Genomic DNA, 15,680 nt, shown 5'->3' with positions numbered 1-15,680 from the left:
GGGGGGGGGGGGGGGGGGGGGGGGGGGGGGGGGGGGGGGGGGGGGGGGGGGGGGGGGGGGGGGGGGGGGGGGCGGGGCCACGCCGGCGTGGCGGCCGCGCGGGGTAGTAGGGGTGGGGGTTGGCGATCCGACATGTGGCCCAACCCGGACGGGTGTCCGCCCGGGGCCGCTTCCGGCTCCCCGGATGGGGGCAGGTCGGCGCGTCCTCACGCGGTGTCACCGGGCGCCGGGCCGCCCGCAGGTGGTCACCTGGGTGGGTCCGGCCGGGTACGCGGGTGGCCCGACGGTGCCCCGGGGGCGTCCCGCGGGTGCCCGATGTCCGTTGTCGGGCAGGCGTCCGGATGGCTGGCGGCGGTCCCGGCGGCGGCGTCCGACGGGATGGGTGGACGTATGGGTGCTGTTTCGCGGATGTTGCCGCCAGCTCTCGGTGCGATTGCCCACTACCGCCACCGGAGTGCCTATCTGGGCGTTCCGACCGCGGATCGTGTTGACGCGTCGGCGGGTGGCGGGTGAGATTTGCCGAAGTAAATCGGACAATTTCCGTAAAGGGCCATATAGCCGGCCCGTGCCGTGCCGGAGGATGAGGCCCGTGGCTCTGCTGGTGCGCTGGTGTCAGCGACACCGCTGGCTGGTCGTCACGGTGTGGGTGACGTCCCTGGTGGGTGCGCTCGCGATGGCCGGGCATGCCGGGCCGCGGTTCTCCGTCGAGCTGGCCGGCCATGACGCCGAGTCACAGCAGGCCCTGGACACGGCCGCGTCGTTCATGCCGTCGGGGACGGTGCCCGATCTGGAGACGGTCGTCGTGCGGGCGCGCTCCGGCACGGTGCAGGTCCCGGCGGTGCGGGCCCGGATCGCCGAGATGGTCGCGCAGCTGGGGACGGTGCCCGGCGTCGCCGGTGCGTTCGACCCGTTCAGCCCGGCGGCCGCGCTTCCGATCGGCGGGTCGCCGCTGAGTGCCGACGGCCAGGCCGCGATCGTCTCGGTGCTGATGAAGGGTTCGCCGACCGCGCCGGATCACACCGCCGTCCGCGCGCTGATCGACACCGCCCGCGCCTACGACGGGCCCGACCTTCAGGTCGAGGTGAACGGACCCGGCGCCACCATCATCGTGCAGTCGGGTATCTCGCTGTGGCCGGTCGCGCTCGCCGTGGGCATCGCCCTGCTGGTGCTGGGCCTGATGGTCCGGGCGCCGGCGGCGGTCGCGGTGTGCATGCTGGTCGCGCTCGTCGCCGCGGGGATGGCGACGGCCGCGGCGATGCTGCTGTCGCTGCGGGCCGACCTCAACCAGCTCGCCCCGCTGCTCACCCTCGTCCTCGCCTTCGGGATGACCCTGGGGAGCAGCGTCGTCATCGTCAACCGCACCCAGAACCAGCTGCGCGCCGGACTCGACCCGCCCCAGGCGGCCCGTGCGGCCCTGCGCCACCCGGGACGGGCCACCGCGATCGGCGGCCTGGCGCTGGCCGGGGTCATGCTCGCCACGAGCGCCCTGCGTCTGAGTGTGTTCGACGGCCTGGCCCTGGCCGGGTTCACCGCGGCGATGGCGAGCGTGCTGGCCGTGATGACGCTGCTGCCCGCGGCGCTGCGCCTGACCGGGCACGGCCTGCTCGTCTGGACCGAACGCACCCTGCTGCGCCGCAGCGGCACGGGCCTGCCGGTGCGCCCGGGCCTGCGGTCCTGGTGGGCGGGCATGGTCGCCCGGCACCCGCAGGTCCTCGCGGGAGTGGCCATCGTCGCGCTCGCCGTGCTCGCGATGCCCGTCACCGGGCTGACCCTCGGCGGTGGCGACAACGGTGCCGATCCGACGTCCAACACCACCCGGCGGGGCTACGACCTGATCAGCGAGGCGTACTTCCCCGGGCTCAACGGCCCGATGCTCGCCGTCGTGACCGGACTGCACACCGGCGCGCCCGACCCGCTCCCCGGGGTGATCCAGGCGCTCAACGACGCGCCCGGTGTGACACGGGCGTTCCTGTCGCTGCGCAACGACGCCGCCGGCGGGGCACTCGTCCAGATCCTGCCGGACGACGGTCCGCGCGCGCCGGGCGCGACCGAACTCGTCCACCGGCTGCGTGACCAGGTGGTGCCGGCGGCGATCGCGGGCAAGGGCCTGACCGTGCGGATCAGCGGGCAGGCCGCCCTGTTCGCGGACATGTCCAGCCGGTTCGCCGCCGTGCTGCCCGGCTTCCTGGCGCTGGAGTTCGGCATGCTCGGGCTCACCACGCTGTTCGCGCTGCGCTCGGTGCGCCACAGCCTGGCCGTGATGACGGCGAGCCTGCTCGCCCTCGCCGCCACCCTGGGCGCGATCACCTGGGTGTTCACCGAAGGCCACCTCGCCGCGCGTCTCGGCGTGCGACCCGGCCCGGTCGAACCGTTCCTGCTCGGCATCATCATGATCGTCGTGTTCGGTCTGGCGATCGGGATGCACCTGACGATGCTCAGCAGCCTGCACGCCGCCGCCGACGATCCCGACCAGCGCCGGGCCATCAGCAGCCGCCACGCGGACGTCGGCCACATCGTCGTCACCACCAGCCTGATCATGGTGATCGTGTTCGCGGCGCTGGCCGCACAGCCCGTTCGGGTGATGAAACTGCTGGGCGTCGGCCTGTCGGTGGGTGTCGTCCTGGACGCGCTCGTCGTGCGCATCCTGCTGCTGCCCGCGCTGCTGCACCTGCTGCGTCCCGGCCGTGGCACCGACGAGTCCAGCGGCTCCGGTCATGGTGGCCATGGCCTGCGCGTCTTTCGCAGCGGGACGTCCGACACCGGACCCGTCGGTGGCCGCGTCGGCGCCGGACGCGCCGCGGGTGGTGGCCGCTCCGGTGGTGGCCGCGACGGTGGGAACAGCGGACGTCACCGCGTCGCGGCGGCCGAACGCCTGAACACCCACACCGGCCCGACTGGCCCCTTCGGCTCCGGCGGTCCCGGCGGGCCGGGCGGGCGGGGCATCGTCACGGCGGACGGCCCCTCGCCGCGCGCGGGTTCCCGCCGTTCCAGGCCCGCCGCCGACCCCGGTAGCGCCGCCTCCACCGGTCCGTGGACGGTCCCGCCGCCGTCCGCCACCGGGCGGTTCCGTTCCTCACCGACCACGACAATGCCCGCCATGCGCCAGTCCGGCGGACCCGGCCATGCCCGGCCGTCCACCACCACCTCCGCCGCCACCACCGGTGAGCTGCGCCGATCCAGCCGGCACGGTCGCCGCTCCCGCTAGATCGCCGTCCATGAACGTTTCCGGCGATGGTGCGGTGGCCGCCGGTCCACGCTCCGGGACGGCGGGCGGCGACCCGTCCCCGGCGACCAGCACCCGGCGGCCGATGAACGGGCCGTCCGAACGGGCGGGCGGTATCCGCGGCGACCGCCCGTGCGGTCGCGGTCGGCCCGTGGTCGTCCAGGGGCCGTGACAGGCGGTGGTGGCGCCGGTGCGTGCCGGTGGGATGGCCGCTTCTCGCGGGTCGTGCCGCCGAGATTGATCGCCGGATGCGACACAGGCGATCCGACCTGCGACGTTCTGGTCCGGGATGCTTGGCCGCAATCAGCGAAGATGGCGTGCTTTATCAGCTGACGTTGCGGGAAAGCCTATTGCAACGGCACATTTCGGCGGCAGCGAGGACCAGGAGTAACCAGGTGAGTGTGTTCGACAGCTTGTTGACCGGACTGGACGACCAGGAACAGGACCGCACCCGGGAACTGATCGCCGACAGCGTCGCCGCCGACCGCGCGGGCGCCGAGGCCGGTCGCCCGCCGGAGCGGCTCGTCGACTCAGGTAACCGCCGGCGCCGCTCCCGCGCCGACATGGCCCGCCACCGCCGCTGATCGCAGGCGCCCTGATCGCCGGCGTCGCCAGCCGTAGGAGCCGCTGACGGTAGGGCCGATGCCAGACCGGCCAGGCTCAGAGCCCGAGCCGGGCACGCACCTCGGGGCGGCGCAGCGGCGGCACAGTGGCGGGTGGCTGCCGGCGGGCGGGCAACGTCCCGAGCAGCCGGTGGACCACCGCCGCCACCTCGGCGACGGCCATCTCGACCGCGTCATCGGCCGCCGACGACGGACGACGCACCCCACTGACCTTTCGAATGAACTGGCGCGCGGCCGCCTCGATCTCCTCGTCGCTCGCCGGTGGTTCGAGGCCCCGCAGTTCCGTGATGTTGCGACACATGCCGTCACGCTAGCTTCCCCCACCGACAGTTTCCCGCGGACGTCCGCCGCCCCGTGGACGCACGTATCGGCCCAGGTGGGCTGGATCGTGCCCGGGGGTGGACCCGCCGGGCGAAATCCGCGTCTGCTTCCCCGTGCAAGGGGGAGAATAGGTTCGGTAGTGCCGCGTCCGGCGCGGTACAGGTCGATCCGGTCGGCGTAGCGGGGCCGAGGGTCGGCGCACCAGGCCCGGAGGGAGTCAGGCGGTCATGGCGGACAGCTACTACGGCGGATCGGCCGAACCCGGCCGCGGCGGTGCGGGTGGGCGCGGCGGTCCGGGGGGTCGAGGCGGGCGTGGCGCCCGGTTCGCGCAGGCACGGCGGCTGGTCAGCCAGGCCGGGCAGGATCGCACCACCGGGTGGTACCTGCCCCTGGTGACGACCGTCATCGCGGCGGGCGCGTCGTTCGAGGCGTTCGGGCGTGCTTTCGGCCTCATCTACGCGGTTCTGCTCACGGGCGCGTTCGTCGCGCTGACCTGGAGCACCATCCGTCTGATGCCGTCGGTGTCAGACCAGATGAACGTCTCCCGGGTCACCGCCGTGCAGCGGATCACCACCGTCGCCAACACGCCGGTACGCACCCGCGGTTCCTATCTGATGATGGCCGGGTTGCCGGTCGTCATCGCCCTGATCAAGACGGTCGGCTTCTTCGTCCTCGGCGGCATCCTGATCGTCGGAGTCATCGTCGGCGCCGCCGTCGCCGCAGCCTTCGTGTTCGAACGGCGCTGACGGCGCTGCGACAGGCGCTGAGGGAGCTGTCCCCGAGCAGCCGTGGACGGCATGCTGACGGCCGTGCCGCGGTGGGCGGGGGAGCCGGCGACTAGTCGATGCCGGTGTGGGGCACGGCAGGGTCGGCCGCGCGGGTCGCCCAGCGGATGGTGGTGACGATCGTCTGGCCGGCGAGACGTCCGACGGTGGCCTCCGTGGCCGGCAGGTACGGCAGGCGCAACGGCCAGCGCGTCCATACGGGCATCAGCCCCACCGCCGCACCGGCGAGCGCGCCGTACGGGGCGCGGGCGGCCAACGGCAGCGGCGCGTGTAACAGCAGGTAGCGGGCGGCTGAGCGGGCCTCGGGCGTGCCGGTGAGCTCCGGCCGGTAGGAACGCAGCGTGTCGGCGAGTTCGGCGGTGGTACGCGGCGGATCCTTGATGCCGAGCCGTTCGGCGACGACGGCGGTGTCGGCGACGTAGCCGTCCCGCCGCGCGGCATCCAGCGGATGGGCGCCGTACCGCTGGTAGGCGGCGAGGAAACTGTCGACCTCGGCGACATGCACCCAGCGCATCAGATGCGGGTCGCCGGCAGCGTAGGGCCGGCCGTCCGCGGCCACACCACGGACCCGCCGGTGGACGGCGCGCACCCGGGCGATGGCCCGTTCGGCCTCGTCGGCCGGGCCGAACGTCGTCGCCGCCAGGAAGAAGCTGGTGCGCGCCAGGCGGCCCCACGGGTCGTTACGAAAATCCGAATGCTGCGTCACCCCGGCGATCGCCAGTGGATGCAGCGACTGTAACAGCAACGCCCGCAGGCCACCGACGAACATCGCCGAGTCCGCATGCACCAGGCGGATCGGCCGGTCTTCGGCGAACCAGCGCTCACCGGGCGCGGCGAAGATCCGCTCGCGGCGCCCGGCGCCCTCGGGCCCGGCGACCCGCTGGAACACCTGCCCACCGAGCCAGCCCCGCAGCTGTGCCACCGGCCCGGCCTCGACCGGACCCGGCCTTCCCGACCCGCCCGTGGCGCCCTGCCGGACCCGCCTGCCCGGACCACCTGATGTGCCTGGATCACTCGATGTGCCTGGATCGCCCACGGTGCTCCGGGCGGATCGCGTGCCCGTTCCCATGCCACCCATCATGCGCCCGGCCGCCCACAGGTGCTGCCCTGTATTAGGGTGTCCGCAGCATCGCAGAGCATTTTTGCGGTTTGCGGGGGAGATCCCTGATCTCCGCTGTTTCGGTGTCTGCCGGACACCTTCGCCGCCTGCCATGCCACTGTCTCCGCGGCCCTCGGCCCCTGACCCTTCGGAGTGCGCGATGTCGGCTGACGCGGCTGTTCCGTCCAGCCCGCAGGACCGGGTGGACATCTCGGTTCCGCACTCGGCGCGGATCTGGAACTACTGGCTCGGCGGCAAGGACAGCTACCCGGTGGACCGGGTGGCCGGCGACGAGTACCTCAAGGTCTTCCCCGGCATCGCCGAGCTTGCCCGCGCCTCCCGCGGGTTCCTCACCCGTTCGGTCACGTGGCTCGCCGGTGAGGCGGGCATCCGCCAGTTCCTCGACGTCGGCACCGGGCTGCCCACCGCCGACAACACCCACGAGGTCGCCCAGCGCGTCGCCCCCGACAGCCGGATCGTCTACGTCGACAATGATCCGCTGGTTCTCGTACATGCCCGTGCCCTGCTCGTCGGCACCCCCGAGGGCGCCACCGACTACCTCGACGCCGACCTGCACGACCCCGCCACCGTCCTGGCCGGTGCCGCCCGCACCCTCGACCTCGACCAACCCGTCGCGCTCCTGCTCATGGGCGTGCTCGGCCACGTCGCCGACGACGAGGAGCTTCGCCGCATCGTCGACGCTCTGCTCGCCCCGCTCGTCTCCGGCAGCTATCTCGTGAGCTACGACGGCACCCTGCCCGCCGGCCCCGCACCCGAGGGAGGTGGCAGCGGCGGTGGCGACTTCGACGCCGCGCAGGACGAGTACAACGACAGCGGCGCCCTCCCCTACATCCTGCGCACGCCTGCGCAGTTCGCCCGCCGTTTCGACGGTCTGACGCTCATCGAGCCCGGCGTCGTCCCGCACACCCACTGGCGTCCCGCGCCTACCGCCGACGGGGCGCTGCCGGCGGCCGTCGATGGCTACTGCGGCGTCGCCCGCATCCCCTGACCGATCCGACCGAGGTCGGCGGCGAGGCCGTCGCGCCAGCTCGGATGCGCCGGCTCGTCGTCCACGATGTTGAACGTCCGTCCGGGGCGGCGGCGCCCGCCCCGTACGCGTGACCGTGTGCCCCGCCGGCCCACAACCGTGATCGCGTGAGCGGGCGCGACAATCGGTGCAGGATGTCCCGTGTGTCCACCGGCCGGCGGGCAGTGAACGGCGGGCGACGCATGGCGTATGGCACGTCGCGTGTGGCGGCCCGGCGCGATCAGCGGGAGGTCCTGTGCGTGGCTATGACCGGTTGTTCATCGGCGGAAACTGGGAGCGTTCGACGGGGACGGACGTCCTCGACGTGCACTCACCGCACTCGACGGAGTTAGTGGGCCGCACACCCGCGGCGACGACGGCGGACGTCGACCGGGCGGTGGCCGCGGCCCGGGACGCCTTCGACACCGGACCATGGCCGCGGCTGGCCCCGAGGGAGCGGATCGCGCTGCTGCGGCGGTTCGCCGAGCTGTACGTGGCCCGCGCGCCGGAGTTCGCGGAGCTGATCACCGCGGAGATGGGCTCGCCGATCGGGTTCAGCCAGACCGGGCAGACCCTCGCGCCGTGGCTGCTGCTGACCACACTCGCCGACCTCGCCGAGACCTACCCCTGGGAGGCCGAACGCACCGGCGTGCTCGGCGACCCGATCACCGTGCGGCGCGAGCCGGTCGGGGTGGTCGGCGCGATCGTGCCGTGGAACGTGCCGCAGGCGGCCATCATGTCCAAGCTCGCCCCGGCACTGCTCGCCGGCTGCACCGTCGTGGTCAAGCCGGCGCCGGAGACGGCGCTCGACGCGCTGGCGCTCGCCGAGGTGATCGCCGAGGTGGGTTTCCCGGCGGGCGTGGTGTCCGTCCTGCCGGCGGGCCGCGAGATCGGCGAGCATCTGGTCACCCATCCCGGCATCGACAAGATCGCCTTCACCGGGTCCACCGCGGCCGGACGGCGCATCGCCGCGCTGTGCGGTGAGCGGCTGCGACGCGTCACCCTGGAGCTCGGCGGCAAGTCGGCGGCGATCATCCTGGACGACGCCGATCTCGCCGCCACCGTCGACGGGCTGAAGATGGCCAGCTTCATGAACAACGGCCAGGCCTGCGTCGCCCAGACCCGCATCCTGGCCAGCCGGGCCCGCTACGCCGAGGTGGTCGACGCCCTCGCCGATCTGGTCGCCACCCTGCGGGTCGGCGATCCGGCGGACCCCGCCACCGACATCGGCCCGCTGGTCGCCGCCCGCCAGCAGGAACGGGTCGAGCACTACATCACGCTCGGCCAGGCCGAGGGCGCCCGGGTCGTCGCCGGGGGCAACGGCCGCCCACCCGGCCAGCCCGTCGGCTGGTATGTGCGACCCACCGTGTTCGCCGACGCGTCCAACGACATGCGCATCGCCCGCGAGGAGATCTTCGGCCCGGTGCTCACCGTCATCCCCTACGCCGACGAGGCGCAGGCCGTCGAGCTCGCCAACGACAGCGAGTACGGCCTGGCCGGTTCGGTGTGGACCGCCGACGCCGAACGCGGTCTGGACGTCGCCCGCCGGGTGCGTACCGGCACGTTCGCCGTCAACCGCTACACCACCGACTTCGCCGCTCCGTTCGGCGGCTACAAGGCGTCCGGCATCGGCCGGGAACACGGACCCGAGGGGTTCGACGCCTACGTCGAACTGAAGTCGATCGCCGGCCCCGCCACCTGACCTCCGCCCCTCGCCGTCCGCCCCTCGCCCTCCGCCCTCCACTTGCCCCTAGCTACTCTCCGTTTGGTAACCGTTGCTCTCCGGCGGTCGCCGTAGCCACAAAACGACCGCTGTCGCCACACGCCGAGGGTTGTTCTGGAATCAGGGCCTGATTTCCCGAACAACCCTCGGCATGAGCCCGAACAACCCTCGGCACAGCGACAGGTGGGCCGCCGGAGCCGGAGCCGGGCTCGGAGCCGGTGCCGGAGCCGGAGCCGGGAAGGGAAGGGAAGGGGCGAGACGGGCGAGACGGGCGAGACGGGTGGGGGACGGGCCGGGCACGCCAGGTCCGTGGGGGTGGTGACGGGGTGGGTCAGCGAGGGGGGCCGGCGAAGCGGACGGCGAGCAGGGCGGTGTCGTCCTCGTGGCCGCTGGGTCGGGCGACCGCGGCCAGCGCGCGGTCGCAGACCTCGTCGGGACTGCCGCCGGCGGACATCTGCGAGCGCAGCAGCTCCATGCCCTCGTCCACCGGACGGCTACGGTCCTCGACCAGGCCGTCGGTGTAGAACAGCAGTGTGCTGCCGGCGGTCAGGGTCAGCGAGGTCTCGGGGTAGTCGGCGAGGCCGGCGGTCAGCGGTGGGCCGGGGTCGATCGGCAGATACCGGGCCGGCGCGCCCGGCGTGATCAGCAGCGGCGGCAGGTGCCCGGCGGAGGCGACGACAAGCCGACCGGTGGACGGGTCGAGCACCGCGAGCGCCGCCGTCGCCGTGCGACCCTGCTCGAGTCGGGTGGCTGCCGCGTCCAGCCGGGTGAGCACCGTGGACGGGCGTGTCGGTGCCACCGTGTGTGCCCGCACGGCCGCGCGGATCTGGCCCATGGTCGCCGCGGCGTGGATGCCGTGGCCCATCACGTCGCCGATGACCAGGGCGACCCGTCCGTCGTCGAGGGGCAGCACGTCGTACCAGTCGCCACCGACCAGCGCACCGGCGCTGCCCGGCAGGTAGCGCCAGGCGAACGCGAGTCCGGGCAGCTGCGGGACAAGCTGCGGCAACAGGCTGCGCTGCAGGGTGACCGCGGTGCGCCGCTCGTGCTCGTACTGGCGGGCGTTGCCGATGGCGACTGTCGCCCGGTCGACGAGTTCGGCGACGACCCGCTGGTCGTCCTCGTCGTAGACATGCCCGTCGGCGGCGACCAGGCCGACCGCGGCCACCGCCTGTCCGCCGAGGGCCAGCGGCAACGCGAGGCGGGCGCCGTCCTGCGAGCGTGCCGGCCGTCCCGTGCGCAGTGCCTGTGTCATCCCGACCGGATCGGCCACCGCCCGCTGCACCGGCCGCGCCGCCCGCACCGAGTCGAACTCGTCCCACGGCTGGCCGGTCATGCCGAGGAACGACCGGGACTCGCCCTGGCTGCCCAGGCGTGGCTGGGGCTGGGTGACCCGACCGGCACTGGGCTGGAGGGTGTCACTGGCGGGTTGGGTGGTGCCGGCGGTGTTGGCGGTTTTGGCGGTTTTGGCGTGGTGGGTGAGGGCGGTGGGGGTGAGGGGGGTGGCGGTGGGGGTGAGGTCGGCGCGGTCTGCGACGGCGACGACCTGCACGCCGCCCTCCTCGTCGACGAGCACGGCGGCGGCGCGGGCGGCATGCCACGGCACCAGCAGGCCGACCAGATGCTCGAGGATGCGCGGCGTCTCGAGGGTGGAGGTGAACAGATCGGTCGCCGCGGCGAACAGGGTGGTGCGCTCACGCGCGGCCCGTTCGACGGCGAACAGCCGGGCCCGTTCCAGGGCGAGCCCGGTCTGCGCGGCCAGCGCCTCGACGAAGGCGCGTTCGTCCTCGTCGAACAACCGTGGATGGTCGAAGGTGAAACGCAGCGCACCGAGTGTGCGCTCGCCGGCGAACAACGGCAGCACGCACATCGACTCCGCCGTCGGTTCCAGCTCGGCGAGGGCGGGAAACCGCAGGTCACGTTCGCGGCGGGACTCGAGCCAGACCGGTTCGCCGGTGCGTAGCGCCGCCATCGCCGGCAGCCGGTCGGTCATCCGTTCGGACCGCAGCGCGGCGATCATGCTGTCGCCGTAGCCGATGGACCCGGTCACCGCGAGCCGGCCGGCGTCCTGGGGGACCAGCAGCACCCCACCGGAAGCGCCCAGCACCGCCGCGCCCTGGGACACGACGGCCGTTGCCACCTGCTCCGGTGTGGTCGCCTGGGCCAGCGCCGCGGTGACCCGCTGCAACCGGGCGGAGCGTTCCGCGGTGCGCTGCGCGACGACGACGACATCGAGGGTGTCCAGCAGGTACTGCTCGAAACTGCGTGTCGCGGCCGGACCGGGCCCGGTGTTCTGGCCGGCGGCGTGCTCGGCGCTGTGCTCGGCCGCGCGTAGCTGGGCGACCAGGGATCCGATGTACCAGCGGCGGAAGGCGACATGCTGCGGTGGGGACTCGACGGTGAGCAGCCGGGCGGCCCGGGCGTAACCCTCGATCTCCTCGAGGGCGGCGAGGTACTGCTCGGCGTCCGCCGCGGCGCTCGAGGGCAGGACGAGCTCCAGCGGTGTGCGGGGACATCCGGCCGCGGCCGCCCCCAACGCCTGCCGCTTGATCGCCATCCGCGGCCCGGCGAACCGGGTGGTGACGATGGTCAGCAGTTCGGCGAGCCGTTCGGGCACGGCCACGCTCGCCCCGGACGCGGCGCCCGAGGCGGCCAGCGTGAACTCGCGGACCAGCCCGTCCACATGGTTCTTGGCGGCGAGCAGCAGATCGGTGGGCACATCACCGAGGCGCACGACGTGTCCCGGTGACGACGACGGCGAACCCGACACCGGACGGGTCTGCTGGCGGACCCCACGAATCCCGGTCAGGCCACGCACCGCCACACCGCCATCGGTGACCTGGACGTCGTCCTCGCCGCTGGTGTCGGTGGGGCGGAACTCGGCCCAGACGACCTTGCCGGTGGGCAGCGGGTCGACGCCCCACCGGCTGGACGCGGCCGCGACCAGCACCATCCCGCGGCCGGTCAGGGCGTCCCCACCGGCCGGTGGCCGCACCGGCAGCACCCGGCTCCCGTCGCGCACCTCCACCCGCAACGCAGCCCCACCGGTACGTACCCGCACCTCGATCGGCGCGTCACCGTGCAACAGGGCATTGGTCGTCAGCTCACTGAGGACCAGACAGGCGTCGTCGCCGAACGATTCCCAGCGCCCGCCGGCGAGCAGCTTCGCCACCGCCCGGCGCACCTTGTCGACCCCACCGGAACGAGCGTCCAACCGCATGACGACCACACCATCCGCGTCGACAGTCCCGCCCGCGTCGACAGTCCCGCCCGCGTCGGCCCGGCCGCCCGCGTCGGACGTGTTCTCCGCGCCGCTGTCTCCGTTCACGTTGTGACCGGCCTCCCGCACCGGCCGGCCACCTTGAGGATGCCGGCACCTTGACGGTCCGATGAGACGCGGCTGCCCGCACTGTGTCTCCGCGACGTCCAGCATGCCAGACAAGCTCAGTGATTCCCGCGTGGACCGCCCGACCGGGGGTCCTCGGTGACGGACCCACCGCGGGACGTCCCCGTCGTGGCCGGCGGCCCGGCCGCGGCGGCCCGGGCCAGGACCTCGGCGATCACCCGGATCTGATCGACCAGCTCAGGGGGGTCGACCACGCTGAACGGGGCCCCGACCACGCCGAGCAGCATCGTCGCCCACTCGAGCGCGACGTCGTCCATCCGCAGCAGGCAACTGTCCGCGTCGATCACCTCGGTGCGCCCCCACCCGCCGATCACCCGACCCACCTGGGAGGCCGGCGCCCGCACCCGCACGACGACCCGATGCCGGGAGGCACCCCCGGCGACTCCCCGGCGCACATAGGCCGCCGCGTCGACGTCCGGCAGCTCACGAGGTCGAAACCGCCGCCCGCCGCCGGTCACCGCCTGGACGCGGTCGACCCGGAAGGTGCGCCAGTCGTCCCGGTCGACGTCGCGGGCCAGCAGATACCAGCGTCCGCCGAGGGCCACCAGCCGGTACGGCTCCGCCCGGCGGCGGCTCGTCGCACCGGCCCGGTCGGTGTAGGCGAAGCTCACCTCCTCCTCGGCGCGGCAGGCCGAGGCCAGCGCGGTCAGCGTCGTCACGTCGACCGTCGGCCCGGAGGGCGGCGCCGGCACGGTGAAGGCGGTGACCGCGTCCACCCGGGACCGCAGCCGCGGTGGCAGCAGCGCCACCACCTTCGCCAACGCCCGCACGGACGTCTCCCCGACCCCGCCCACACCACCGACCGCCCCAGCCGCCGCGGTCCGCAGCCCGACGGCGACCGCCACGGCCTCCTCGTCGTCGAGCAGCAACGGCGGCATGGCCGTCCCCGCCTGAAGCTGGTAACCGCCGGCGACCCCGCGGCTGGCCTCGACCGGGTAGCCGAGTTCCCGCAGCCGGTCGACGTCGCGACGCAGCGTGCGGGCGCTCACCTCGAGCCGTGCGGCCAGCAGGTCACCCGGCCAGTGCCGATGCGTCTGCAACAATGACAAAAGCCGCAACATTCGCGCGCTTGGGTCCGCCATCATCCCCATCCGGCTGGTTTTCGTCGCTGATGTCGCTAGTGTTGACCCGTTTGCGTCGGGTCGGATTGGCAGGGGTCACATGCGAGGAGCGGGACAGATGAGTCTGAGCAAGCGGGCTGGGCGGTTCCAGGAAATGCTCGACGGTCGCGGTTATGCGCTCGAGGTCCTGGAACTGCCGGACTCCACCCACACGGCCGACGACGCCGCCCGCGCCCTGGGCTGTTCGAAGGCACAGATCGTCAAGTCGCTGGTCTTTCGGGACACCGACACCGGCGGCCCCGTGATGGTCCTGGCCAGTGGCACGAACCGGGTGGACGAAACGAAGATCGCGGCCGTCCTCGGTCGTGACATCGCCCGGGCGGACGCCGCCTACGTCAAACGGACCACCGGTTTCTCCATCGGCGGCGTTCCCCCCCTCGGCCACAAACAGACGATGCTTCTGTTCGTCGACGAGGACCTTCTTCAGTACGACGAGGTCTGGGCCGCCGCCGGCACCCCCAACGCCGTCTTCCGCATTCCCGGCAAGATCACCACCATTCTCGACCCCCACACCGTTCTCCCCATAACCTGACCCCCGCCCCACCCCGCAACCACGCCCCACCCCGCAACCACGCCCCGTCCCGCAGCCAACCCGCGATAGGCAGCCAACCCGCGATGGCAGCCAACCCGCGCCGCCGCCACGCCCCGCGACCGACCCCAGGGCAGGATCCGCCTATCCAGGTCGCGGTGGGGCCCACCTCCCACCTCCCACGTCCACGAGACATGGGAGGTGGGAGGTGAGACCGATCCGGTGCCACGGATCCACAGGCGTGGTGCCATCCCCCGATGCGTGGTCCACGCATTTCTCACCGACAGCGCCGTCGTCACGGGCCGTCGTCACCGATGGCGGCCCGGCGGGACGGATGGGCCCGCCTGCCGTCCCGGGGTGTGCCCGCAGCGACTCCACCGCGGCCGGAAACGTTCATGGACAGCTAGGGGAGATCGATGACGATCACCGTGATGTTGTCGCCGCCGCCGGCCAGGAGCGCGGCGGAGGTGAGGTGCCGGGCGACGGTCAGCGCCGACGCCCCGGGTGGGAGTTCCTGCACGCGCGCGGCGAGGCGCTTGGGTGCCGACAGGTAGTTCCACAGCCCGTCACTGCACAGGATGAGACGGCCCGGCCCGGTCGGCGTGCACGTCACCACGTGCGGTGCCGTGCCGGGGCTGGACGTGCCAAGCCAGCGGGTGATGGTATGCGCACCCGGACCTGTCTCGGCGGTACCCGCCGGTCGCAGCCCGGCCCGTACCGCTTCGGCCGCCACCGTGTCGTCGGCGGTCAGCAGGTGCGGCCCGGCCTGGTCGAGCAGGTAGGCCCGGCTGTCGCCAAGCCAGCCGATGGTGATCTGCTCGGCGGTGACGATCGCGGCGACGAAGGTGCAGGCGGGGGTGTTGTCACTGCCGAGCGCGGTGGCCAGGGCGCCGCGTTCGGCGGCGGACGCCGCGGCCCGCAGCGCGCTCGGCTGCCAGGCGGTGCCGGGTCCGGCGGCCGGATGGCGGCGTGGTCCCAGCGGACGGGTGTCCCCGGCGGCCAGGTCCCGCTCGAGCGGGTCCCGATCGTGGGTCGGCGCGCCCTCGTCCCAGGGGTCGTCCCCGAACGCGGACGCCTCACCGGCCTCGGCCGGGCCACCGGCGTCGGACGCATCGCCGGGCGTGGCGCCACTCCCACCGCCGTCCTCGGCGTGACCGGCCCCGGCGTGACCGACCCCGGTGGGATCGGTGAGGCCGGGATCGGTGAGGGGGGAGGTGTCCAGGAGGATGCCGGTGCCAGCGCCGACCGTGATGGCCTCGTGGGAGACGACCTCGTCGGCGGTGCCGGTGGGTGACGACATGGTCGTGGCGATGTGGGTGAGCAGGTCGACGGCGTCACGGGCCGCGCGCACGGCGGCCGGACCGGAACCGGGAGCCGTGGACACCCCGTCGCAGACAGCGGCCAGGATGATCGACTCGAGGCCGCCGGTCTCCGCGCCACCCAGGCCACCCGCGCCACCCGCGCCACCGCCCTGTGCGACGGTGCCGCCGCCGGCATGGCCGGCCGGGGTGGTGTGGTTCGCGATGGGTCCGGGGGGCGCGCCGGCGTCCTGCCGCGAGGGGTTCGGGTGGACGGTGCGCAGGGCGAAGCCGTCCTCGTTGGTGTGGTGAACCAGGCCGACGTTGCTGACCGCGGCGGCCAGGTCAAGGTCGAGCTCGCTGTGGTCGCCGTTGCCGCCGACCATGGACGTGACGATGTCGACGGTCGGCGTCTCATCGGTGACCGGCACCGGATGGGAACCCGCGGGGTCGCCGACGGTCGAGGGGACGGACGAGCTCGACGGGGTGGGAGGCGTGGGGGAGGGCGGCAGCGTCATCGGAGAC

General features: G+C 73.4%; 11 protein-coding genes. 6 read left to right on the top strand and 5 right to left on the bottom strand.

The features are described from left to right. Window positions 1–589: 589 nt before the first annotated feature. A complete protein-coding gene (locus MXD61_RS16630; RefSeq protein ID WP_248814268.1) occupies window positions 590–3,205 on the top strand; it encodes an MMPL family transporter in 2,616 nt (871 codons plus the stop codon). Between the two features lie 413 nt (window positions 3,206–3,618). After that, window positions 3,619–3,807: a hypothetical protein gene (locus MXD61_RS16625; RefSeq protein WP_163550097.1), complete on the top strand. Its 189-nt coding sequence runs from the start codon at window positions 3,619–3,621 to the stop codon at window positions 3,805–3,807. Window positions 3,808–3,883: 76 nt separating this feature from the next. On the opposite strand, the gene MXD61_RS16620 is transcribed toward MXD61_RS16625, so the two are convergent. After that, window positions 3,884–4,147, bottom strand: a complete 264-nt coding sequence (locus MXD61_RS16620; RefSeq protein WP_248814260.1) for a DUF2277 domain-containing protein — start codon at window positions 4,145–4,147, stop codon at window positions 3,884–3,886. 247 nt (window positions 4,148–4,394) lie between these two features. Between MXD61_RS16620 and MXD61_RS16615 the strand changes: the two genes are divergently transcribed. Then, window positions 4,395–4,913 carry a hypothetical protein gene (locus MXD61_RS16615; RefSeq protein ID WP_163550095.1) on the top strand — a complete coding sequence of 173 codons (519 nt, stop codon included), beginning with the start codon at window positions 4,395–4,397 and terminating at the stop codon, window positions 4,911–4,913. A 91-nt stretch (window positions 4,914–5,004) separates the two neighbouring features. On the opposite strand, the gene MXD61_RS16610 is transcribed toward MXD61_RS16615, so the two are convergent. Then, entirely contained in the window at window positions 5,005–5,874 is an 870-nt protein-coding gene (locus MXD61_RS16610) for an oxygenase MpaB family protein (protein WP_248814258.1), read from the bottom strand. Between the two features lie 337 nt (window positions 5,875–6,211). Here MXD61_RS16610 and MXD61_RS16605 point away from each other — a divergent pair, with 337 nt between their 5' ends. Together MXD61_RS16605 and MXD61_RS16600 are read left to right on the top strand one after the other, a co-directional pair. Continuing rightward, on the top strand, window positions 6,212–7,060 hold the full coding sequence (locus MXD61_RS16605; protein WP_248814256.1) for an SAM-dependent methyltransferase: 849 nt from the start codon (window positions 6,212–6,214) through the stop codon (window positions 7,058–7,060). A gap of 274 nt (window positions 7,061–7,334) precedes the next feature. Beyond that, on the top strand, window positions 7,335–8,780 hold the full coding sequence (locus MXD61_RS16600; RefSeq protein WP_248814254.1) for an aldehyde dehydrogenase: 1,446 nt from the start codon (window positions 7,335–7,337) through the stop codon (window positions 8,778–8,780). A 352-nt stretch (window positions 8,781–9,132) separates the two neighbouring features. Here the strand turns inward: MXD61_RS16600 and MXD61_RS16595 are convergent, their stop codons facing one another. Together MXD61_RS16595 and MXD61_RS16590 are read right to left on the bottom strand one after the other, a co-directional pair. Next, entirely contained in the window at window positions 9,133–12,150 is a 3,018-nt protein-coding gene (locus MXD61_RS16595; RefSeq protein ID WP_248814251.1) for a SpoIIE family protein phosphatase, read from the bottom strand. 95 nt (window positions 12,151–12,245) lie between these two features. After that, window positions 12,246–13,289, bottom strand: a complete 1,044-nt coding sequence (locus MXD61_RS16590; protein WP_248814279.1) for a YafY family protein — start codon at window positions 13,287–13,289, stop codon at window positions 12,246–12,248. Between the two features lie 97 nt (window positions 13,290–13,386). Here MXD61_RS16590 and MXD61_RS16585 point away from each other — a divergent pair, with 97 nt between their 5' ends. Further along, window positions 13,387–13,860, top strand: a complete 474-nt coding sequence (locus MXD61_RS16585; RefSeq protein ID WP_248814249.1) for a YbaK/EbsC family protein — start codon at window positions 13,387–13,389, stop codon at window positions 13,858–13,860. 400 nt (window positions 13,861–14,260) lie between these two features. Here MXD61_RS16585 and MXD61_RS16580 read toward each other — a convergent pair whose 3' ends face one another. Beyond that, a complete protein-coding gene (locus MXD61_RS16580) occupies window positions 14,261–15,673 on the bottom strand; it encodes a PP2C family serine/threonine-protein phosphatase (RefSeq protein WP_248814247.1) in 1,413 nt (470 codons plus the stop codon). Window positions 15,674–15,680 lie beyond the last annotated feature (7 nt).

It is taken from the genome of Frankia sp. AgPm24 (assembly GCF_023243055.1).
GTDB lineage: Bacteria > Actinomycetota > Actinomycetes > Frankiales > Frankiaceae > Frankia > Frankia umida.
The sequence above is the reverse complement of the archived record's forward strand: the minus strand, read 5'-3'. Positions and strand labels throughout refer to the sequence as shown.